At 60.6% G+C, this 21,540-nt stretch carries 25 protein-coding genes; 8 read left to right on the forward strand and 17 right to left on the reverse strand.

Annotation, left to right across the window (positions count from 1 at the left end; genetic code table 11):
* Positions 1-84: 84 nt before the first annotated feature.
* The 6 genes from QMX93_RS22235 to QMX93_RS22260 are packed head-to-tail and all read left to right on the forward strand — an operon-like array spanning position 85 to position 4,997.
* Entirely contained in the window at positions 85-567 is a 483-nt protein-coding gene (locus QMX93_RS22235) for a hypothetical protein (RefSeq protein WP_349016467.1), read from the forward strand.
* Positions 564-1,760 (forward strand): beta-ketoacyl-[acyl-carrier-protein] synthase family protein, encoded by a 1,197-nt coding sequence (locus QMX93_RS22240; RefSeq protein WP_282357981.1) that lies wholly within the window; start codon positions 564-566, stop codon positions 1,758-1,760. Before QMX93_RS22235 ends, QMX93_RS22240 begins: the two co-directional genes overlap by 4 nt.
* Positions 1,757-2,221, forward strand: a complete 465-nt coding sequence (locus tag QMX93_RS22245) for a hotdog family protein (RefSeq protein ID WP_282357982.1) — start codon at positions 1,757-1,759, stop codon at positions 2,219-2,221. Before QMX93_RS22240 ends, QMX93_RS22245 begins: the two co-directional genes overlap by 4 nt.
* Complete coding sequence (fabG, locus tag QMX93_RS22250; RefSeq protein ID WP_282357983.1) at positions 2,214-2,942, forward strand: 3-oxoacyl-ACP reductase FabG; 729 nt, start codon at positions 2,214-2,216, stop codon at positions 2,940-2,942. The genes QMX93_RS22245 and fabG overlap by 8 nt, the downstream gene beginning before the upstream one ends.
* Positions 2,942-4,168, forward strand: coding sequence for a beta-ketoacyl-ACP synthase (locus QMX93_RS22255; RefSeq protein ID WP_159811643.1), 1,227 nt, complete (start codon positions 2,942-2,944; stop codon positions 4,166-4,168). Before fabG ends, QMX93_RS22255 begins: the two co-directional genes overlap by 1 nt.
* A gap of 25 nt (positions 4,169-4,193) precedes the next feature.
* On the forward strand, positions 4,194-4,997 hold the full coding sequence (locus QMX93_RS22260) for a hypothetical protein (RefSeq protein ID WP_159811642.1): 804 nt from the start codon (positions 4,194-4,196) through the stop codon (positions 4,995-4,997).
* A gap of 179 nt (positions 4,998-5,176) precedes the next feature.
* On the opposite strand, the gene QMX93_RS22265 is transcribed toward QMX93_RS22260, so the two are convergent.
* The gene (locus QMX93_RS22265) at positions 5,177-5,428 is read right to left on the reverse strand and encodes a transcriptional regulator (RefSeq protein WP_282357984.1); all 252 of its coding nucleotides are present in this window, start codon (positions 5,426-5,428) and stop codon (positions 5,177-5,179) included.
* 260 nt (positions 5,429-5,688) lie between these two features.
* Between QMX93_RS22265 and QMX93_RS22270 the strand changes: the two genes are divergently transcribed.
* On the forward strand, positions 5,689-6,126 hold the full coding sequence (locus QMX93_RS22270; RefSeq protein WP_053116670.1) for a hypothetical protein: 438 nt from the start codon (positions 5,689-5,691) through the stop codon (positions 6,124-6,126).
* 76 nt (positions 6,127-6,202) lie between these two features.
* On the opposite strand, the gene QMX93_RS22275 is transcribed toward QMX93_RS22270, so the two are convergent.
* Positions 6,203-7,099: a LysR family transcriptional regulator gene (locus QMX93_RS22275; RefSeq protein ID WP_053116669.1), complete on the reverse strand. Its 897-nt coding sequence runs from the start codon at positions 7,097-7,099 to the stop codon at positions 6,203-6,205.
* A 118-nt stretch (positions 7,100-7,217) separates the two neighbouring features.
* Between QMX93_RS22275 and QMX93_RS22280 the strand changes: the two genes are divergently transcribed.
* A complete protein-coding gene (locus tag QMX93_RS22280; protein ID WP_159811639.1) occupies positions 7,218-8,492 on the forward strand; it encodes an MFS transporter in 1,275 nt (424 codons plus the stop codon).
* Here the strand turns inward: QMX93_RS22280 and gspM are convergent.
* From gspM to QMX93_RS22355, 15 genes are all read right to left on the reverse strand, one after another.
* A complete protein-coding gene (gene gspM / locus QMX93_RS22285) occupies positions 8,485-8,931 on the reverse strand; it encodes a type II secretion system protein GspM (RefSeq protein WP_282357985.1) in 447 nt (148 codons plus the stop codon). The two genes, QMX93_RS22280 and gspM, sit on opposite strands and share 8 nt — an antisense overlap.
* On the reverse strand, positions 8,928-10,022 hold the full coding sequence (gene gspL / locus QMX93_RS22290; protein ID WP_282357986.1) for a type II secretion system protein GspL: 1,095 nt from the start codon (positions 10,020-10,022) through the stop codon (positions 8,928-8,930). The genes gspM and gspL overlap by 4 nt, the downstream gene beginning before the upstream one ends.
* Positions 10,019-10,867: a type II secretion system minor pseudopilin GspK gene (gspK, locus tag QMX93_RS22295; RefSeq protein ID WP_282357988.1), complete on the reverse strand. Its 849-nt coding sequence runs from the start codon at positions 10,865-10,867 to the stop codon at positions 10,019-10,021. Before gspK ends, gspL begins: the two co-directional genes overlap by 4 nt.
* Positions 10,864-11,355 (reverse strand): prepilin-type N-terminal cleavage/methylation domain-containing protein, encoded by a 492-nt coding sequence (locus QMX93_RS22300; protein WP_282357989.1) that lies wholly within the window; start codon positions 11,353-11,355, stop codon positions 10,864-10,866. Before QMX93_RS22300 ends, gspK begins: the two co-directional genes overlap by 4 nt.
* On the reverse strand, positions 11,348-11,731 hold the full coding sequence (gene gspI, locus QMX93_RS22305) for a type II secretion system minor pseudopilin GspI (RefSeq protein WP_282357990.1): 384 nt from the start codon (positions 11,729-11,731) through the stop codon (positions 11,348-11,350). Before gspI ends, QMX93_RS22300 begins: the two co-directional genes overlap by 8 nt.
* Positions 11,724-12,191, reverse strand: a complete 468-nt coding sequence (gene gspH / locus QMX93_RS22310; RefSeq protein WP_282357991.1) for a type II secretion system minor pseudopilin GspH — start codon at positions 12,189-12,191, stop codon at positions 11,724-11,726. Before gspH ends, gspI begins: the two co-directional genes overlap by 8 nt.
* Positions 12,191-12,649, reverse strand: a complete 459-nt coding sequence (gene gspG, locus QMX93_RS22315) for a type II secretion system major pseudopilin GspG (protein ID WP_282357992.1) — start codon at positions 12,647-12,649, stop codon at positions 12,191-12,193. The genes gspH and gspG overlap by 1 nt, the downstream gene beginning before the upstream one ends.
* Before the next feature lie 3 nt (positions 12,650-12,652).
* Positions 12,653-13,852 carry a type II secretion system inner membrane protein GspF gene (gene gspF / locus QMX93_RS22320; protein WP_282357993.1) on the reverse strand — a complete coding sequence of 400 codons (1,200 nt, stop codon included), beginning with the start codon at positions 13,850-13,852 and terminating at the stop codon, positions 12,653-12,655.
* Positions 13,853-13,855: 3 nt separating this feature from the next.
* Complete coding sequence (gene gspE, locus QMX93_RS22325; protein WP_282357994.1) at positions 13,856-15,322, reverse strand: type II secretion system ATPase GspE; 1,467 nt, start codon at positions 15,320-15,322, stop codon at positions 13,856-13,858.
* On the reverse strand, positions 15,319-17,208 hold the full coding sequence (gene gspD, locus QMX93_RS22330) for a type II secretion system secretin GspD (protein ID WP_282357995.1): 1,890 nt from the start codon (positions 17,206-17,208) through the stop codon (positions 15,319-15,321). Before gspD ends, gspE begins: the two co-directional genes overlap by 4 nt.
* An 8-nt stretch (positions 17,209-17,216) precedes the next feature.
* The gene (locus QMX93_RS22335) at positions 17,217-17,717 is read right to left on the reverse strand and encodes a type II secretion system protein N (protein ID WP_282357996.1); all 501 of its coding nucleotides are present in this window, start codon (positions 17,715-17,717) and stop codon (positions 17,217-17,219) included.
* A gap of 7 nt (positions 17,718-17,724) precedes the next feature.
* The gene (locus tag QMX93_RS22340) at positions 17,725-18,273 is read right to left on the reverse strand and encodes a cytochrome b/b6 domain-containing protein (RefSeq protein WP_212544829.1); all 549 of its coding nucleotides are present in this window, start codon (positions 18,271-18,273) and stop codon (positions 17,725-17,727) included.
* Between the two features lie 74 nt (positions 18,274-18,347).
* Complete coding sequence (gene gbpA / locus QMX93_RS22345) at positions 18,348-19,814, reverse strand: N-acetylglucosamine-binding protein GbpA (RefSeq protein WP_282357997.1); 1,467 nt, start codon at positions 19,812-19,814, stop codon at positions 18,348-18,350.
* A 342-nt stretch (positions 19,815-20,156) separates the two neighbouring features.
* Complete coding sequence (hemE, locus tag QMX93_RS22350; protein ID WP_282357998.1) at positions 20,157-21,224, reverse strand: uroporphyrinogen decarboxylase; 1,068 nt, start codon at positions 21,222-21,224, stop codon at positions 20,157-20,159.
* 90 nt (positions 21,225-21,314) lie between these two features.
* Positions 21,315-21,540: hypothetical protein (locus QMX93_RS22355; RefSeq protein ID WP_282358000.1), on the reverse strand; the 226-nt coding region annotated here is incomplete at its 5' end.

Below are 21,540 nucleotides of genomic sequence, written 5' to 3' on the forward strand. Positions count from 1 at the left end.
GCTCGCGATAGCGGTGGGTCAGCTAACCTTTATTTTGAATGTATGACCGCTATCGCGAGCAGGCTCACTCCTACAGTTTCCGCAGTGCTGCGGATGGTGATGGTCGGCGCAATATTTCTGTTAAGTGCCTGCGCCAGCCAGGCGCCGCTGCCGGCGGGCAACCCGACGTTGCCGCTGCCGTTGCAACTGCACATCGAACGCCAGCAAGCCGAGCAACGCCAGGACTGGCTGCTGGTGATCCAGCGCGAAGGCCCGGGTATTCGTTGGTCGATGATGGATCCGCTGGGTATTCCCCAGGCGCGTCAGCAATTGATCGACGGTCGCTGGCAGGCCGATGGTCTGCTGCCGCCGAACCCGGAGGCCCGCGAGCTGTTCGCCGCGCTATTGTTCGCCCTGACCCCGTCCGCCGAGCTGTTGCGCAATTACCCTTCTGCACAACAGCAGACCGGGCAACGTTCCCTGCCAGCGCGCTGGGACATCCGTTATTCACAACCGTTGAGCTTCGAATTGAACCTGCCCCAAGGCCCGCACTATCGCGTTTCTCCGCTCGGTAAATCGACGCCATGACCGCTTACCTGAATGCCCTCGGCGTGATTTGCGCGCTGGGTCGCGACAAGGCCGAAGTCGCGCGCAACCTGTTCGCCGGCGACTGCTCGGGCATGCGCCGCGAATCCGGCTGGGTGGCGGAGCGTGAATTGCCGGTGGCCGCTGTACACGGTGAATTGGCGCCGATCCCGCCAGCACTTGCCGATCAAAGCAGCCGCAACAATCAGTTGTTGCTGGAAGCGGCGCTACAGATTCGCGATGACATCGATCAAGCGATCCAGACCTACGGCCGCGACCGCATCGGTGTGGTGCTCGGCACCAGCACCTCGGGCATCGACGAGGCCAGCCGTGGCCTGGCGCACTACATTCGCGAGCAGCAGTTCCCGGCCGAATACGATTATCGTCAGCAGGAACTCGGCGCACCGGCGAATTTCCTCGCCGACTGGCTGCAACTGAGCGGCCCGGCCTACGTGATCTCCACCGCTTGCACTTCCAGCGCCCGCGCCTTGATGAGCGCCCAGCGTCTGCTTGATCTGGGCTTGTGCGACGCGGTGTTGTGCGGCGGCGTCGACAGTTTGTGCAAGCTGACGTTGAACGGTTTTTCGTCGCTGGAAGCGGTGTCGGACGAACGCTGCAATCCGTTCTCGGCCAACCGCAACGGCATCAATATCGGCGAGGCGGCGGTGTTGTTCGTCATGAGCAAACAGGCTCACGACGGCCCGTCGATCGCCCTGCTCGGCGCCGGCGCCAGCTCGGACGCACACCATATTTCCGCGCCGGAGCCGAGCGGTCGCGGCGCCCTGCAAGCGATGCGCAAAGCCCTGAGCCGCGCGCATTTGCAAACCTCGCAAATCAGCTATCTGAACCTGCACGGCACCGCCACCCAACACAACGACGCCATGGAAAGTCTGGCCGTCGCCACGCTTTTTCCCGAAGGCGTCGCCTGTTCGTCGACCAAACCGATGACCGGCCACACCCTCGGCGCGGCCGGTGCGCTGGAAGCGGCGTTTTGCTGGCTGAGCCTGAGCGCCGACAACCCTGATCACGCGTTGCCGCCGCACGTCTGGGACGGTCAGGCCGATCCTGCGCTGCCAGCGCTGAAGTGGGTGACCGCCAGCGAACGCCTGACGTCCATTGCTCCCCGCTACCTGATGAGCAATTCGTTTGCCTTCGGCGGCAACAACGTCAGCCTGATTCTCGGAGACGCCCCATGACCGACTGGCCGCTCGCCGAACTGCTGCCCCATGCCGGCGACATGATTCTGATCGACAGCATCGAGCGCTTCGACGATGAACAGATTTTTACCCGCCTGACGGTCAAGTCCGAAGGCCTATTCAACCTGCCCGACGGCAGCCTGCCGGCGTGGGTCGGCGTCGAACTGATGGCGCAAAGCGTCGCCGCGTTTGCCGGTTGCCACGCGCGACAAAAAGGTAATCCGGTGGAGCTGGGTTTTCTGCTCGGCACACGCAAGTTCGAGTGCAATGTCGAGGCGTACCCCGCCGGCACCGATCTGACCATTCATGGCCTGCGCTCGCTGGAAGACGACAACGGCATGGGCGTCTTCGAATGCCATATCCACGGCGACGGCATCCATGCCAGCGCCCGGCTCAACGTGTTCCGCCCGCCCGAAGCCACTCAATATCTGCAACAGACAAAGGAGTCGAACGATGACTGAATTCGTACTGGTCACCGGCTCCAGCCGTGGCATCGGCCGCGCCATTGCCTTGCGCCTCGCGCAGGCCGGGCACGACATCGTCTTGCATTGCCGCAGCGGCGTGACCGAGGCGCAAGGCGTTCAAGCTGAAATCGAAGCGCTGGGCCGTAAGGCGCGCATCCTGCAATTCGACGTCGCCGACCGCGAAACCTGCAAAGCCATTCTCGAAGCCGACGTCGAAACCCACGGTGCCTATTACGGCGTGGTGCTGAATGCCGGCCTGACCCGCGACGGCGCGTTCCCGGCGCTGAGCGATGATGATTGGGACGTGGTGCTGCGCACCAACCTCGACGGTTTCTACAACGTTCTGCACCCGGTGATGATGCCGATGATCCGCCGCCGCGCCGCCGGTCGCATTGTCTGCATCACCTCGGTGTCGGGGCTGATCGGCAACCGTGGCCAGGTCAATTACAGCGCTTCCAAGGCTGGCGTGATCGGCGCTGCAAAGGCGTTGGCGATTGAGCTGGGCAAGCGCAAAATCACCGTTAACTGTGTCGCGCCGGGCCTGATCGACACGGCGATGCTCGACGAAAACGTGCCGGTGGAAGAACTGATGAAAATGATCCCCGCGCAACGCATGGGCACCCCTGAAGAGGTGGCCAGTGCGGTGAATTTCCTGATGTCGGCGGAAGCCTCGTACATCACCCGCCAGGTCTTGGCGGTCAACGGAGGCTTATGCTGATGAAGCGCGTCGTCGTCACCGGCATGGCCGGCATCACTTCGCTGGGCAGCGACTGGCAGACCATCGCCGGTAACTTCGCGGCCAACCGCAGCGGCATTCGCCGGATGGACGAGTGGGATCGCTTCAGCGAACTCAACACGCGTCTGGCCGGGCCAATCGATGATTTCGTCGTGCCGGCGCACTGGACGCGCAAGCAACTGCGCAGCATGGGCCGGGTTTCGCGACTGGCGGTCGGCGCAGCGGAAAAGGCCTTGGCCGATGCCGGCCTGCTCGGCGACGCGATGATCAAGGACGGCCGGATGGGCGTCGCTTGCGGCTCGTCGACCGGCAGCACCGACGAGATCAAAGCGTTCGGCAACATGCTGCTCAACTCGGTGGCCGAGGGCCTTAACGCCAACTCCTACGTGCGGATGATGCCGCACACCACCGCCGCGAATATCAGCATCTTCTTCGGCCTCACCGGGCGCCTGATCCCGACGTCCAGCGCCTGCACCAGCGGCAGCCAGGGCATCGGTTATGCCTACGAGGCGATCAAGTTTGGCCGTTTGCCGCTGATGCTTGCCGGCGGTGCCGAAGAACTTTGCCCGACCGAAGCGATGGTCTTCGACGCGCTCTACGCCACCAGCCTGAAAAACGATGCACCGCAGACCAGTCCGCGCCCGTATGACAAGGGCCGCGACGGTCTGGTGATCGGTGAGGGCGGCGGCATGCTGGTGCTTGAGGAACTGGAACACGCCCTCGCACGCGGTGCGCACATCCACGCCGAGATCGTCGGTTTCGGCAGCAACGCCGACGGCCAGCACACCACCCGCCCCGAGCAAGTGACCATGCGCCGCGCCATGGAGCTGGCGCTGGAAGACGCCGGGCTGACACCGGACGCCATCGGTTATGTAAATGGTCACGGTACCGCTACAGAACAGGGCGACATTGCCGAAACAATAGCCACCAGCAGTTTGTTCGGCGAACGCATGCCGATCAGCTCGCAGAAAAGTTTCCTCGGCCACACGCTGGGGGCCTGCGGGGCGCTGGAGTCGTGGTTCAGCATCGAAATGCTCAACCGCGATCAGTACGTGCACACGCTCAACCTCGACGAGGTCGATCCGCACTGCGGCAAGCTCGATTACCTGCGCGGCGAATTCCGCCAGATGCACCACGAGTTCGTGATGAACAACAATTTCGCTTTTGGTGGCGTCAACACCTCGTTGATTTTCCGTCGCTGGCACTGACCGCAACACGTTTGGAGTAAAGGGAATGACTCAGTTTCACCGCATCGCCGCACTGCTGGCCCTGGCCTTTGTGCTCGGCGGTTGCACCAGCAAACCGGTGTACAACGCCAAAGAAGAGTTTTCGCCGAACCTCGGTTTCACTCAGCAACAGATGAGCCGCGCCATCGTCACCGCGCTGAACGATCGTCAATGGGTGGTGCAATCGGTGCGCCCGGGCATGATCAAAGCGGCGATCACCGTGCGCGGTCGCCATCACGCCGAAGTCGATATCCCGTTTACCCCGACCTCGTTCGAAATCGACTACCGCAGCAGCTACGGCCTCGACGCCAAGGACGGCAAGATCCACGGCAACTACAACCGCTGGGTCAACCGGCTGCGCGACAACGTGCTCAAAGAGCTGTCGATCAACCCGGACATCGAAGCGGTCAACAACCTTGGCATTATCAAACAAGGCGCTGACGAACCGACTTACCTGAGCTTCCGTGAAGGCGTCAAACGCGCCACCGACGCCGGCCTGCTCGACGGCAGCGTGAAGTTCTACCTGGCCGGCGAAACCCTGCCCAAGCAAGTGCGAAAACTCGACACCGTGAGCAGCAGCCGCAAAACCAACGGCTCCAACAAGTCCGACGAAGACGCCTGCTTCTGGGCCCTGCAATCGGCACTGGCCACCCTGCAGAACGCCGCGAAAAAAGCCGACGCCAACGCGGTGATCAACATCGCCAGCGTGGATCAGCGGGATCTGTACAAAGACACCGAGAAGTTTCAGTGCCGTGCGGGGATGGTGGTGTCGAGCGTGGCGTTGAGGGGTGACCTTGCTCACGTCGACTGACTGACTGAGTGGCTCAGTGGCTGAATGACCGAGTGACTAATGACTGAATGAATGCAGTCCTGTGGTGAGGGGATTTAGCGAAACGTCGCACCGCCCCGATGGGTCGCGTAGCGGCCCCAGTTCTGGGGACTGCTTCGCAGTCCATCGGGGATAAATCCCCTCGCCACAGGGGTGCACTTTCACAAACAGGTCGACTCCCTGTCTGGCTCTGAGATGGCTGGTTGACCAGAACTCCTCAGAGTCTCACAAGCCCCAAAGGGAACACTTAGTGGCTGAAGTCTTCGACGCGCGCGCTCAATCGTTTCATACGCTTTAATAATAATCGCAGCATCGCCGCCGGCCTCTTCCAAACAGACTTCCAGATAAGCCTCAAAGTCCTCATCCGTCAGCAAATAATCGGCAGAGTCCCAATTTTTGAATTCTTCAGTCATGGCTACTTTTGGATGATTACTGACACCTGACAAACTAGCGGCGCTCAGCTATTAGCTCAAGACAGCTGTTTCCTGAATTTCTGTAGGCAAAACACTGACTCTCTGTAGTCCAGGAATCACGCACCAGCTTGTCCCCTAACCACAAATATTTCTTTCAGCATCTACACTCGTTCTCGCAGGCCTTCGCATCGCGCCTGCCAGAACGGCGGGCCCGGTCGGTCGAGCACTCGCGGTTCTCTTTCATCGTCAAGGAGATGACCATGCAAGTGAAAGCCATGATCGCCGCCGCGCTTTTCGGCCTGCTGCCCAGCGCCAGCCATGCCACCAACCTCATGTACATGCCATTCGAAACCGTGCTTTCGGACGCGATTCGCGCCGGGCGGCTGGATGGCAGTGTGAAGTTTTATCTGGTCGGTAATGGGCCGCAGGGCACTCAGCAGTTGCTGCGCCGGGGTGTGGTCAGTGATTTGAGCACCAACGGTTTCAACAAGAGTGATCACGATTCCTGCGAGTGGGTGTTGCAGTCGAATCTGATCAAGCTGCAGGCCGATGCCAAGCGGGTCGGGGCGAATGCGGTGACCAATATCGTCAGTTATTACGACCAGCATGTGCGCAAGGATTTGAATACTTATGAGTGTCGGGCGGGGATTTTTGTGACGCGGGTGGCGTTGAAAGGGGATTTGGTGCGGTTGCCTTAACGGCAAGATCAAAAGATCGCAGCCTTCGGCAGCTCCTACATAGATCGAGGTAGGAGCTGCCGAAGGCTGCGATCTTTTAAGCGGACTCAACCTTACGCGTCAGCAGTTCAACAAACGCCTTGGCCATCGGCGACTTCTGATCCTTGCGCTGCACCAGCCACACCGCCGTCACCGCTTCGGGATCGAGCAACGGCCGATAGACCACGCCGTCAATGCGCATGCGCTGGTACGACGCCGGCATCACCGACACGCCCAACCCCGCCGCCACCAGGCCGATGATGGTCATCGCCTCACCCGCCTCTTGCGCAAAGTGCGGGCTGAACCCCGCGTCGCGCGCCAGGCTCAATAACTGCGCATACAAACCACTGCCGTAACTGCGCGGAAAGAACACGAATGGCTCATGCGCCAATGCGGCCAAAAACAAACCCTCCTCCGAGCCCTGCGCCAGCGGATGTTTCGAGCTGAGCACAGCGACCAACGGTTCGCGCATCAACTCGACCACGCTCAGCGAATCCGGCAATCCGAGCGGGCGCATGATGCCGACTTCAATCGACTCATCGACCAACGCATCGGCAACCATCGTGCTGCTCATCTCGCGCAGGTTCAGGTGCACTGCCGGAAAACGTTGCCGAAAGGAAAAGATCGCCTGTGGAATAGTCGAGTTGAACGGTGCCGACGAGGTGAAGCCAATCTTCAATTCGCCCAGTTCACCGAGTTGTGCACGTCGGGCAACATCCGCAGCCTTATCGACCTGCGCCAGCACCAACCGCGCCTCTTCGAGAAACAATCTCCCAGCCTCGCTCAGTTCGACCCGACGATTGGTACGTTCGAACAGCCGCGCGCCGACTTCCTGTTCCAGCGCCTGAATCTGCTGACTCAGCGGCGGCTGCGAGATGCCCAACACCTGTGCGGCGCGGCCAAAGTGCAGTTCTTCGGCGACGGCGATGAAGTAGCGCAGATGACGCAATTCCATGAAAACCCCATTAGGTCGTAAAAGCTATCAAACAGGTCGAACAATATATTGGATAGAAACATTAGCCAGCTATATGATTTTTTCATTGCCTGCCTGGCTGTGCCCTCCGAGGTCTGAAGTGAAAACTGCTGTCGCGCCCCTTGCCCATGAAGTTCCGCCTGCTGCAGCCGACGATGTCGTCGCCGAGCTGCAAGAGATCTACATCGAAAAAGGCACGCCGATGTTCATGCGCACGGTGCTGGCGCTGTTCAGCGGCGGTTTCGCGACCTTTGCGCTGTTGTATTGCGTGCAGCCGATGATGCCGCTGCTGTCCCACGAATATTCGATCAACGCCGCGCAGAGCAGTCTGATCCTCTCGGTCGCCACCGGCATGCTCGCCATCGGTCTGCTGATCACCGGGCCGATTTCTGATCGGGTCGGACGCAAACCGGTGATGGTGACTGCGCTTTTCGCCGCAGCGATTTGCACCATGGCCAGTGCAATGATGCCGAGTTGGGAAGGCGTGCTGATCATGCGTGCGCTGATCGGCCTGTCGCTGAGTGGCCTGGCGGCGGTGGCGATGACTTATCTGAGCGAAGAAATTCACCCGCAGCACATCGGCCTGGCGATGGGTTTGTACATCGGCGGCAACGCGATTGGCGGGATGAGCGGGCGCTTGATCACCGGCGTGTTGATCGACTTCGTCAGCTGGCACACGGCGATGCTGGTGATCGGCGGTCTGGCGATGATTGCCGCAGCGGTGTTTTGGAAGATTCTTCCGGAGTCGCGCAATTTTCGCTCGCGCTCGCTGCACCCGCGCAGCCTGCTCGACGGTTTCACCATGCACTTTCGCGACGCTGGTCTGCCGCTGCTGTTTCTCGAAGCGTTCGTGTTGATGGGCGCGTTTGTCACGCTGTTCAACTACATCGGTTATCGCTTGCTGGCGGCGCCGTACAACCTTGATCAAGTCTTTGTGGGTTTGCTCTCGGTGGTGTACCTGTCGGGCATCTACAGCTCGGCGAAAATCGGTTCGCTGGCCGACAAACTTGGCCGTCGCAAAGTGCTCTGGGCGACCATTGCGCTGATGTTCGTCGGCCTCGCGTTGACCCTGTTCACGCCGTTGCCGCTGGTGATTGTCGGCATGCTGATTTTCACTTTCGGTTTCTTCGGCGCGCACTCGGTAGCCAGCAGCTGGATCGGCCGCCGCGCGCTCAAAGCCAAAGGCCAGGCGTCGTCGTTGTACCTGTTCAGCTACTACGCCGGCTCGAGCATCGCCGGCACCGCAGGCGGGGTGTTCTGGCACCTTGGTGGCTGGAACGGCATCGGGTTGTTCATCGGTGCGCTATTGCTGATCGCGCTGTTGGTGGCATTGAAACTGGCGAAACTGCCGCCCCTGACTGGCGCGACTATCTGAGCTGTAGCCGCGCTTCCAGCAGATTGTCGCGCGGCTCCAGGCTCAGCGATTGCAGCACCACGCCGTCACGTTCAAGCCTGTCCAGCCAGAGCAACAATGGCTCGGGCGGGCCACTGAGGGTCAGGCGAATCTGCTCGTTATCGCTGTCCATTTGCTGCACCTCAAGCCCGGTCGAGTTGAGGCTTTCGCTGATCCTTAACGACAACGGCTGAGTCGCGTCGAACGCCGAACTGCTTGGTGGCTGAGCGCGATCCAGTTGAATTGCAAAAGCCTGTTGCTGACGATGTTGGCGCTCGAGCGCTTCGAGCCGTTGCACGCTTGGTTGCCAGATCCAGGTAAACACCGCACCACCGAGCAACCCCGCCATCAGCAGCAGAATCAACCCACGCTCACGGCGCGATAAACGCCGCCAACGCTGAACGTAATCATCAGACTTCATACGCCCGCCTCCCACGTCAGTGTCGCCGTCACCCGATCGCCTATCTTGCTCGCGCCCTCGACTTTTATCGCCAGACCTTGCTGACGCCCGCGTTCACGCAACTGCTCAAGCTCGGCAAAACTGTTGGCCGTCAGTTGCACTTTCCAGCCATCGACCTCGGCAAAATCGATGCGTTTGACCTCAACCTGACTCGCGCCAATCACCTGCTCGATCAACCTGACCAGCGCCGCAACCTGAGTGTTGCGAGACTGCGCTGGCAAACTCTGAATCGCCCGCATCTGCGCGGTCAGATCGACGATTTGCCCATGCTGTGGATACAGCGTTTTGAAGCGCTGTTCATTGTGCTCGGCGAGACGCCGGTTTTCGCCGTCAAGGAAACGGAACCGCGTTTCGCTGGCGCCTACGCCCAGCAACAAAAAGGTCAGCAGCACCGCCGCCAGCGAACGCCAAGGCAACGGCGAATGCCGTGGCGCAAACTCGCCATGACGCAGATTGATCGCTTGTCGAAAACCTTCCGCCAGCAATGCCTGTTCATCCGGCTCATCGACCCAGACCATGTCCTCGGGCAACACACCTTTCAGCGCGGCCAAACCCTCGTCCGTGACTGCAAGCCGCGCCGGCAACGCCCCGCCCAGCAACCAGCGTCCGAACCAGCGGATGCCGATCGGCTGATCCGTGGGCAACAAGTCGGCATCGACAAACACCGAGCGCACTTGCAGACCACTTTCACCGAGCAGCGACAACACCGCGGCCAGGCGCTCACGAGCGATGACCATCAGCGGATAACGTCGCTCGGCGTCCGCTTTGCCAATGCTCAGATGCACAGTATCGAGCGCTTCGCCAAGCTGTTCCTCCACAGCAAATGCCAGCGCCTGCGCGGCGGGCGCACGGCGCCCGGGCCAGGGTTCGCTACGCAGCCAACTGCAGGATTCGATGGGCAGTAACAGGTCGATTTTTTGTCCGCGCAGTACTTGTGCGGCTTGATGCAGCGGCATCGATTGACGTTCGCCGGTGTGCGACCACAGGCAACATGGCCAGTCAGACGACAGGTCTGCAAGCCCTTCGGCGGTCAGGTAAAGCCAGTTTTTCATTGCGTTATCTCGAGGCCGCGGGAGGAAAGTAAACGACGTTGCAGGACTTTCAGCTGGGCGGTTTTTACGACGAACTCGACGTCAGTGCTCAGCGTCAGCACGTGCTGGTCTTGCACCACGCGCACGCTGATGCGATGCCAGCGACTGTCGACGCCGAGTCCATGGGTATTGATTCCAGCATCAGCGATTAAGGGATCGACGCTGAAGCCTTGAACGCTGTGCCATGAGGTTGTCGAACGCTGGTGAACGAGGGCGTCAGCTATGTCCGGTTCGATCTCAAGTACCCGCAGCAACAATGCCGGTGCCGAATTGATATTCAGCGTCGCATCCGTGGGCAGCAGCGCTACCCACTGTTCCAGACGCAGTAACGTTGCCGCATCGAAACCCGGCAGCAGTCTTAATTGGCTCAACTCTGATAAATACCCGACCTGATCAGGTCGCAACGCGGGCAACTCCAGCAATTCGAGCAACCGCGCCCAGCGCTCAAGCGTCACCACATCAATCTGCCCCTGATGCAGCAATGCATTGAGATTGAAACGCGCCGACAGGTCTTCTATCTGCACCTCGACTTGCGCGTCTTCGCTGCCCAGTTCAGGAGTGATTTGCGGCCAGTCGCGGAGCATCTCGGCGTGGTTCTGCTGTTGTAAAAAAGCCTTGTGTAAACGCCGCAGCGCCCAGATTTCTCCGCTCACCGCCAACTGACGCAAATGCAGGGTTTGCAGCTGTTGCGCGCTGCTCTGCAAGGCCAGTCGATGACTGCGCAATAGGCCGCTGGTGATCAGCAAAGCGAGGCTCAACACCAGCATCACGCTGATCAGTGCCAACCCCTGTTGCCGGTGTTTCATGGCAAGGCTCCCGGCAACAGCAGCACCCGGCGAATGCCCTCATAGCGCCGGGTCGAGAGCTGAAACTCCAACGCAGAAGCATCAAACAGGTGCCAACGCAGATCGATGACATCCTCCAGCAACTTCTGCCGCTGCACGGTCAGCGAGCCCTCGGCACGGCTCTCGCGCCACAACACGTCGCCGAGCAAGCGATACGTCAGCTCCTGACGTTCGCTGCGCGGTTGATCCAGTGGATTGCGCCAGTTGCTGCGTTGCACGCTCAGTTGCCCGGCATTCAACACTACCGGCTGCTCGGTGATGTGCAGCAGATCGCGCTCGATCACCGCCACCGCGCGTTGCAGACTTCTGAAAGCGCGCTCATGACTCACCGTCGCCTGCTGCACGCGCACCACACTGTCGAACAGGCGCCAACTGGCGAGACCGAGCACGGCGAAAATCGCCATCGCGATCACCAGTTCCAGCAAGGTGAATCCGCGCTGGCTATTCATGGCGGCCCTGCAACCGTGCAGTCGTGCGATACAACGGTTGATCGCTGTCGGCGAGACTGACTTCCAGTTCCACCGTGAACAGCCCCGATACATCGACCTCGCGCAGATGCTGACGTAACCGCCATTCGCGGCGATCCATGTGCACGATCTGTTGCTGTTGTCCGGCGACCCACGTGTTTTGCAGGCGCAATTCGTTCAAATGGTTATCCGCCAGCCACGCGGCAAACAACCGTTGCTCAGCCGCACCACTCTGCTGCACCACGTAACGGCTTGCCGAAAGAATCGCTGCTGCGAGTACGGCGAAAACCGTCAGCGCAACCATGACTTCCAGCAACGTGAAACCTCGTATGCGCTTGATCAGCAGTCGGTCACTCATCAAGCGAGACCTCGCTCAAACCGTCCGAAGACAGACCCGCCCAAACCCGATCGCGAGTGACTAAAAACAAAGTAAACGCGCTGATTTCATCGCTGCTCAGAATCAACAATTGCGGCATTTCTGCGCTGCTCGCCAAGCGTACCGGCAGGCCCTCCACAGCAAGTCGCGGCTGCAGCTCCGGCGGCCATGTTTGCAAAGCCATTAAAGGCGACCAACCCCGCTCGCCAAGCTGCAGAACGCGATAACCCTCCTGGCTAACCCCCACACCAAACTCCCGCCCTTCCAGCACCGCCCGTTCGCGAAACTGCTCGATCACCCGCGCAATCCGGCTCGCCTCCTGCCGCGCCACTTGCGCCGGATTGCTGCCGCCCACCAGGCTGACCAAACCCAGCAGCACGCCGATCAGCACCATGACCACCATCAATTCCAGCAAGGTGAAACCCCGGCAGCGCTGGCGCATCAATCGATGGCCCAGTTGCCGATATCGGCAGCGTGGCCGTCACCGCCGCCGACGCCATCGGAGCCCAGCGAATACAAGTCGTAACCGCCGCCCACCGCACGGGTGCCGGGGTTGAGGTATTGATACGGCGTGCCCCACGGATCGCGCGCCAGACTTTTCAGATATCCCGCAGGATTCCAGTTGCGCGCCGCCGGGGTGCCGCTCGGGCGTTTCACCAACGCTTCCAGCCCCTGCTGCGTGGTCGGATACCGCGCGTTGTCGAGGCGATACATCTCCAGCGCCGTGGCGATCGCCTGAATGTCGATCTTCACCGCGGTGGTTTTCGCCTGATCCGGCCGGCTCATGAATTGCGGCACAACAATCGCGCCGAGGATGCCGATGATCACCACCACGACCATGATTTCGATCAGGGTAAAACCGCGCTGCGCGGTCACTGTTTTTCTGTGCAAAAGAGCCATGGATCAATTCACCAATTGGTTGAGACTGAGGATCGGAAGGAGGATGGCGAGGACGATCAGCAACACCACCGCGCCCATCACCAGCAGCATCGCCGGCTCGAACAAACTCACCATCAACGCAATACGCGCAGCGAGGCTGGCTTCCTGTTGTTCGGCGGCGCGGGCGAGCATGGCGTCGAGCTCGCCCGCGCGTTCACCGCTGGCGATCATGTGCAGCATCATCGGCGGGATATCGCCACTGCGTTCCAGGCTGCGGGTCAGCGTCGAGCCTTCGCGCACCGAGCGGGCGACCTCACTCATGCGTGCGCGGATGGTTTGGTTGCCGATGACGGCGGCGGCGATTTCCAGTGCATCGACCAAGGGCACGGCGCTCTTGCCGAGGATCGCCAGAGTGCTGGCGAATCGCGCCGCTTCCATGGCGCGCAGAAGCGTGCCGATCAGCGGAATATTCAACGCCAGCGCATGCCAGCGCAGTCGCCAGAGCGGTTGCCGCAAACTCCAGCGCCAGCCACTAAACAGCGCCAATGTGCCGCCAAGAAACACCAGACCGAACTGACGTACACCGTCGCTGAGGCTGATCAATGCGCGGGTCAGCCAAGGCAACGGCTGGCCGCTGTCGACGAAAATGTTCACCACGTCCGGCACCACGTAGCCGAGCAGAAAACCAACGATTGCCACGCTGGCGAACATCAGAATCGACGGATAGATCAGCGCCATCTGAATCTTTTGTCGCGACGCCTGCCGCGCCTGGGTGTAAGCGGCCAGTTGCTCCAGCACATGACCGAGATGGCCCGAGCGCTCACCCGCCGCCACCGTGGCGCGGAACAATTCGGGAAACGCCGCAGGAAACTGGCTTAACGCGACGGCCAGCGCATGGCCTTCCATGACTCGGCCACGCACCGCCCACAACAATCCGGCAACGCGTCGTTTGCCGGTTTGTCGCGCGGCCACTTCCAGCGCTTCTTCCAGCGGCAAACCGGCCTGCACCAGCGTCGACAGCTGCAACGTCAGCAGCGCCAGATCACTAGCGCTCAAACGGCCGGCACGCCTCGCACCCTGTTCACCGCGCAGTTCTTTGAGTTGAAACGGCCACAGTCCCCGCTCTCGTAACAGCTGCCGCGCGTGCCTTGGATTTTCGGCTTCGAGCCGGCCTCGGCAGCGATGGCCTTGCGCGTTGTCAGCGCGGTAATCGAAAGTCGGCATCGCTCAGTTCTCCTGCGTCACGCGCAGCCACTCATCGACGCTGGTCACGCCATCGAGCACGCGTTGCCGACCGGCCTCAAACAGACTGCGCGAATCCTTGCGCGTGGCGTCGGTCAGTTCGCGCTCGCTGACGCCTCGATGAATCAGCGCTGCCACCGGTTCGCTAATACTGATCAATTCGTAGATGCCGATGCGTCCGCGATAACCGTGCTGGCAATGCTCACAGCCCTGCGGCCGAAACAACGCCACGGTCTGCGTGGGTTGCAAATCCAGACGCAGGCGAGTCTCGTCATCAGCGAAGTACGGCGCCTTGCAATGCACACACAACGTGCGCAACAAGCGTTGCGCAAGCACACCAACCAACGACGAGGCCAGCAAGTACGCATCCACGCCCATGTCGACCAGCCGCGTCACCGCGCCGACCGCGCTGTTGGTGTGCAACGTCGACAGCACCAGATGTCCGGTCAACGAAGCCTGCACAGCGATTTGCGCGGTCTCGCGATCACGGATTTCACCGACCATCACCACGTCCGGATCCTGCCGCAGAATGGCGCGCAAGCCCCGCGCGAAGGTCATCTCGACCTTCGCATTGACCGGCATCTGGCCGATCCCCGGCAGGTGATATTCGATCGGATCCTCGACCGTAAGAATGTTGCGTGACGGATCGTTCAGGCTGCTCAACGCCGCATATAGACTGGTGGTTTTGCCCGAGCCGGTCGGCCCGGTTACCAGTAAAATCCCGTGAGGTCTGGCGAGCAGGTTTTGCAGGCTGGCGAGGGTGTCGTCCGGCATGCCCAGACGTTGCAGTTCGAGGCGTCCGGCCTGCTTGTCGAGCAAGCGCAGCACCACCCGCTCGCCATGCGCCGACGGCAGTGTCGAGACGCGCACATCGACTTCGTGCCCGGCCAGACGCAGTGCAATCCGGCCGTCCTGCGGCACGCGTTTTTCGGCGATGTCGAGCCGCGCCATGACTTTGATCCGCGACACCAGCAACGTCGCCAGTTCGCGTTTGGGCCTGAGCATCTCGCGCAACTGACCGTCGACGCGCATACGCACCGATAGGTATTGCTCGAAGGTTTCCAGATGGACGTCCGAAGCCTGTGCGCGCACCGCTTCGCTGAGCAGTGCGTTGATCAGGCGGATCACCGGCGCATCGCCCTGTTGCTCGAGCAGGTCGGCGGTTTGCGGTACTTGCTCGGCGAGGCTGAGCAGATCCAGTTCATCGTCCAGCCCTTGCGCGACCTGTTGCGCGGCGCTCTGGCCTTCGCGATAGGTGGCGGCCAGACGCGCGGCAAAAGGCTCTGGCTCAAGCACCTCGATTGACAGTTCGCGAGCACATAAGCGACGCACTTCGGCCAGTGCGGTCAGCGACGTGTCGGCGCGTATGAGCAGGCGGGAGCCCGCAGCGTCCAGCAGCACGCCAAACCGCCGGGCGAAACCGAACGGCAGGATTTCCAGTGGAGCACTCATGGCGCCACCGTCGCGGGCTCAAACAAATGCCGCGCCTCGGCCGGCAGCAACAGCGAGTTGCTCTCCCCGGCCTTGGGCTGACTGAGGTCACGCAAGGTGTCGTAACGCTGCTGACTGATCCCCGAGAGACCTTCGCGGCTGCGCACGATGGTCGGGCGCAGAAACACCATCAGATTGCTTTTGGTCTGGGTGTCGCGACTCCAGCGAAACAGCGCGCCGAGATAAGGAATGTCGCGCAGCAGCGGTACACCGCTTTTCTGCGTGCGCACGCTGTCGCGGATCAGCCCGCCAATCACAATTATTTCGCCGTCGTCGGCGAGAATCGTGCTTTTCAGCGCGCGCTTGTTGGTGATCAGATCCGAGGAATCGATGCCCGACACCGAAGGCGCGATGTCCGAGACTTCCTGCTCGACTTCCAGACGCAGGGTCGAGCCTTCGTTGATGTAGGGTTTGATCTTCAGGCTGATGCCGACGTCCTTGCGTTCGACCGTGGTGAACGGGTTATCCGCGCCGCTGCTGTTGGTCGAGTAGGAGCCAGTCTTGAACGGCACGTTCTGCCCGACGATGATTTCCGCTTGCTGATTGTCCAGGGTCAGCAGGCTCGGCGTGGACAGCAGATTGCTCCGCGTATTGCTCGCCAGCGCCGAAATCAACGCGCCGAAACGGTCGCCGCCCAACTGCAGAATCGCGCCGTCGGGCGCCGATTTTTTCTCGTCGAACTTCAAGCCACCGACGATGGGAATGTCGGTGCCGGGAAAGTTGATAAAGCCCTTCGCGTCGCCCGTACTCAAGCCCCACTGCACGCCCACGGCATCAGCGATGTCGCCGGAAATTTCGACGATGGCGGCGTGGATCAGCACTTGCGCACGCGGCTGATCGAGCTCGCGGACGATGTTCTCGATGGTTCTGACCTGAGCCGGATCGGCGATCAGCACCAGCGCATTCTGACTTTCGTCGGCCTTGAGCATGAACGGCGTTGCGGCGGATGCTTCTTTGCCGCTGCCAGCTGTGGGTTGTTTGCGATTCTGGCCCATGCTTTCCAGCACCTGCGCGAGTTGCTTGGCATCGCTGTGGCGCAAACGGATGACCCGCGCGGTGTCGAGGCTGGCGGTGGCCGGCACGTCGAGTTGGCGAATCAGCTCGGTCAAACGCTGGCGCACGGCGAGCGGGCCGATGACGATCAAGCGATTGGTTCTGACGTCGGCCAGCACTTGTATCAGCGAGTCGACATTGCGCTTGCCCAGCGAGGATTCGATCACCGTGGCGACGTCACTGGCCTGGGCAAAACGCAGCGCTACCACAGCGTGCTGATCTTGCTGACCGCCGTCGAGTTGGCGCACCACCTGGGCGATGCGTTTGACGTTGGCGCCGGTGTCGGTGATCACCAAGGCATTGGCCGAAACGGAGGGGCCGAGGTAGCCGTTGGCCGACACCAACGGGCGAATCAGCGCAGACAGATCGGCAGCGCTGCTGGTGTTCAATTCGATGACTTGGGTGATGAATTGCGCGGGGGTAGCGTGCTCGTTGGCCGATTGGCCGGCGCGGGTTTTCACGTCTGCCACGGGAGTGATGAGGATGCGGTCGCCCTCATCGATCACGGTGAAGTTGTGCGCGTCCAGCACCGAGTAGAACAAGCGCCGCACGCCCTCACGATCCAGCGCCTGACGGGACATGACGGTGACGCGTCCCGACACACGCGGGTCGAGTACGACGGTGGTGCCGAGAATCGCCGAGATCTCTTCGACGATGTCGCGCAGTTCGGCCTGATTCATCGCCAACTGCCAGCGCTGTTCCTCGGCGTACGCAGGGCGATTGAGGAGCGGCGTCGCCAGCACGGCGCAAACCAACAAGGTGCGCAGAGCGTGCGCGCCGTTCAAGTTGTTCATCAATGAGATCACTCTGACTGCCCGTTCAGCGGGCGTAGAAAACGTGCGGAAATGTCAGCGGCGGGTGCATCGACGGACGCGGGCGAGCGCTTGAGGAATACGCTGGCAGAGGGCGCGAGAAGCAATGATTCCTCCCGCCCCTTGTTCCACAGCACCACGTGTTGTGCCTCGACTCGACGCAATACGCTGCCGCCCGGCAAGTCGTCGCCGACCCGATATAACCGCGCACCTTGCGCAGCGCTTATCAGGGCTTTCGACAGGCCACTGTCGACGGCGAACGTCGCTTGCAGGGTCAGCGATTCGGCGCTTGGTCGAAGTGCGCTGGGCGCGGCGAGCCCGAACACCGTTGCCACTGCGGCGGTGTTCAAAGGTGCAGGTACCGTCGGCATCGGCACAGCGACCGGCTCTGGAAGACGTTGCGCACTGCGAAACGCCCACTCCTGCCAAGCGAGAAACGCAGCACAGACGAACGGCAGCGCCCACAGTCCCAACAGCAAAAAAAATCTCACCGGCGGTTCATCCGATACGCCCACAGGCCTGGCGAACGCGGGAGCGCCACGACATGCGTCGCAGCACGCGGTAACCGCGCAGCTCGTGCAGAATCACCGCGCCAATGTGCATCGCTACCAGCACTGCCAACGCGGTGCAGGCCCAGATGTGCAGCACGAAAAAACCGTCCGTCAGCGCCACATCGTTCAGCGGCTGAGGGAATTCGAACAGGCCGAACACAGGGATCGGTCGATCCATCATCAGCACCCCGCTCACCAGCACCACTGCCACCAGCAAATAGATCAGCCGATGGACAAACATCGCGAGCATTTTTGCCGAGGAAAACTGCGCCATGCGCTCATGTCGCAGGTGGCTGACAAACACCACCAGCCGCCAGCAGAACACCGGGATGAACAGCGTGGTCAGCGACACATTGACGCCGGCCACCCACTGTTTGGTGTCATTGGCCACATTGACGTTGGCCACATAAAACCCGGTGACCAGCGTCCACAGAATCACCGCCGCCGACACCCAGTGCAGCAGCATTTGTTGCTTGGAATAAATTGAAAGCGTCATTCGAATCGCCCCTGAAAATCATCAGCGGTCAGACGACCTCGGTGGTCGTCTGACGCAATTACACGGGACGAGCCTTAGAGCTTGTTCCACGCCGCATGCGAGTGCTCGCCGACGCCCGGCTCAAAACCGTTCGCCTCAGGCTTGTACTGCTTGCAATAGCCGGATGCCGGGAACGGCTTGCACTCGAAGACCTCGTTGGTTTTCGGCTGCAGCACCTTGGTGCCGGCGGTGTAGTCGCTGAGACCTTCCGGGAACAGGAAGTCGTAATCGGCACCGGCGCCTTCACCGGTGACGTTGACAGGCTGGGTGTCTTGACGGGTGGTGCGGCCATCCAGCGTGGTGCCAACCAGCGTCAGCGTGTGCGGGCCGGGGTTGCTGCGGATGTCCATGGCCAGCCAGGTTGCACCGCTGTCCGCTTGCGCGGTGGTGGTGCCGACCAGCTTGTTCTGCTCGTTGAACAGGTTGGCTTCGACGTTCATTTTGCGGTTCGACATCAGGCTGAAGTCGACTTTGGTTTTGCCTTTGTCGAGCACGTATTCGGCTTGTTGCGAGGCCACCGACAAACGCGCGCCGGCGTCTTCTTTCATCAGCAGTTGCACTTCGTAGCGGACAACGCCGCTGTCTTTTTGTGCGTACAGCGTGTTGCTGCCGCGAATTGCTTCGATGTTGCCGTTTTCATCACGAACGCCGGCGCGGATCAGGGTCTGCGACTGGTTGATCTGCTCGGCGAGTTTGAACGACCAGTTTTGCGGCTCGGCGTCTTCAGCGTTGTCGATCGAGATTACGACGCTGTAGGAAGCACTTTCGCCCGTCGCGGTGAAGGCGCGTGCCTTGACCTTGTCGCCGGTCAGCAGTGGAGTCGATGGTGCGATGGCGCCTACCGACGACCAGCCACCGGGCAGGGACGGCTCGGCAATGATGTTTACGTCGAGGACATTGTGGAAGGCCATTTTGGTATCACTGACGCCCCAGATCGCGAGGATCACGTGCTGACCGTTTTTGTCTTCCGGGATATTGCAGCGATGCTTGGTGCCTGGCACAGGCATCTGAAAATCACCCGCGACCTCGCAAAAAGGCATGCTCTCGAACGAAGTGCGTTTCAACGCTTCATTCGGGTTCCAGCCGTTACGGGTAACGAAATATTGATGGTATTCCACCGGGTGTGGCGCTTTGTAATGCCACTGGAAATCCAGCGTGCGCTCTTTGATGTCGGTCAGCTGCCAGCGTGTGGCGGACTGCACGTCCAGAGCAGTGAACAGTTCATTGCCACCGCTAGCGATCCTGCCATCTACCGGCCCTTGGCCCGTGCCACCACCCACACCGGCCGGAAAACCCTGAAAGGTTTCGCCAACACTTTGTGGCTCGTATTGCGCACCACCACAACCGGTGTTTACACCCTTCTGGCACAGCAACGCGCGCGATGGCGGCACCTCTACATAACCATGGGCTACTGCGCCCGAAGAACCCAGCATGGCCGACAGTAAAATCAACGAAGAAGTGCACGTTGCCAACGCACTCCTTTTAAAAATTGGTTCTTTCATTGTTATTCCAGGCTCATATCAAATAAGCGAGCCCGGCATAACGCCAGGCTCTAATACGGTGCTCGACGCCATGCCGAACACACGCCTGAAACCTTACGTGGATAGGGAAAACTTCTATGTAGGAGTAATCACCGGGTGTAGCAGGAATAGTCGCCACGGAAACTAATCCGACAACTAAGGAAAGAATTCTTACAACAGGAAACTATTCATCCTCACCCTCAAGAGCTCCTCACCCTAGCCCCCTCCGAAGGGATAAGAGAATGACTGGGGGGACATTACGCGGCATAAAAAAACCTGCCCCGCATGACACGGGACAGGTTTTTTTGTACAGACGTTGCAGCGTTATTCGTGGAACTGCGCCGACAACTCATGCACCGCACGCAGGAAAGCGCCGGCGTGTTCCGGATCGACTTCCGGGGTGATGCCATGGCCAAGGTTGAACACGTGACCGCTGCCCTTGCCGTAGCTGGCCAGAATACGTCCGACTTCGGTGCGGATCGCTTCCGGTTTTGCGTAAAGCACGGTCGGATCCATGTTGCCTTGCAGCGCAACCTTGTCGCCAACGCGGGCGCGGGCGTTGCCGATGTCGCACGTCCAGTCCAGGCCCAGTGCGTCAGCACCTGCGTCGGCGATGCTTTCCAGCCACAGGCCGCCGTTTTTGGTGAAGAGGATCACCGGCACTTTGCGACCGTCGTTTTCGCGGATCAGACCGCTGACGATTTTCTTCATGTAGGCCAGCGAGAATTCCTGATACGCCGCCGCCGACAGGTTGCCGCCCCAAGTATCGAAGATCTGTACCGCTTGCGCGCCGGCCATGATCTGGCCGTTGAGGTACGAGGTCACCGACTGCGCCAGTTTATCCAGCAGCAGGTGCATGGCTTGCGGGTTGTCGTAGAGCATCGCTTTGGTCTTGCGGAAGTCTTTCGACGAGCCGCCTTCAACCATGTAGGTCGCCAGTGTCCACGGGCTGCCGGAGAAACCGATCAGCGGCACACGGCCGTTCAATTCGCGACGGATGGTGCTGACAGCGTCCATGACGTAGCCGAGGTCTTTGTGCGGATCAGGGATCGGCAGAGCTTCGATGTCAGCGAGGGTGCTGACGACTTTTTTGAAGCGCGGACCTTCACCGGTCTCGAAGTACAGGCCTTGGCCCATGGCATCGGGGATGGTGAGGATGTCGGAAAACAGGATCGCCGCGTCCAGTTGTGGATAGCGGTCGAGCGGTTGCATGGTGACTTCGCAGGCGAATTCCGGATTCATGCACAGGCTCATGAAATCACCGGCCTGGGCGCGGCTGGCGCGGTATTCCGGCAGATAGCGACCGGCCTGACGCATCATCCACACAGGGGTGACGTCTACGGGTTGCTTGAGCAGGGCGCGGAGGAAACGGTCGTTCTTCAGGGCAGTCATGTCGGCATCCGGAAAAAAAGTGCGGGCATTTTCTCAGAGCGCGACGCAAAAGGCACGGATGCAGGTCAGCCTTTTGTCTATCGGGTCAATTTATTGCGCAATGATCGTTCCCACGCTCTGCGTGGTAACGCCTCCTGTGACGCTCTGCGTCACGCTTTTGGGGACGCAGAGCGCCCCCGGCTGCATTCCCACGCAGAGCGTGGGAACGATCAAATTTGCAGCACCCAAAAACAACTGTAGGAGTGAGCCTGCTCGCGATTGCGGAGTATCAGCCAATGCATCAGGTGACTGATCTACCGCCATCGCGAGCAGGCTC

This window comes from Pseudomonas sp. PS01303 (assembly GCF_029959385.1).
Lineage (GTDB): Bacteria > Pseudomonadota > Gammaproteobacteria > Pseudomonadales > Pseudomonadaceae > Aquipseudomonas > Aquipseudomonas rustica.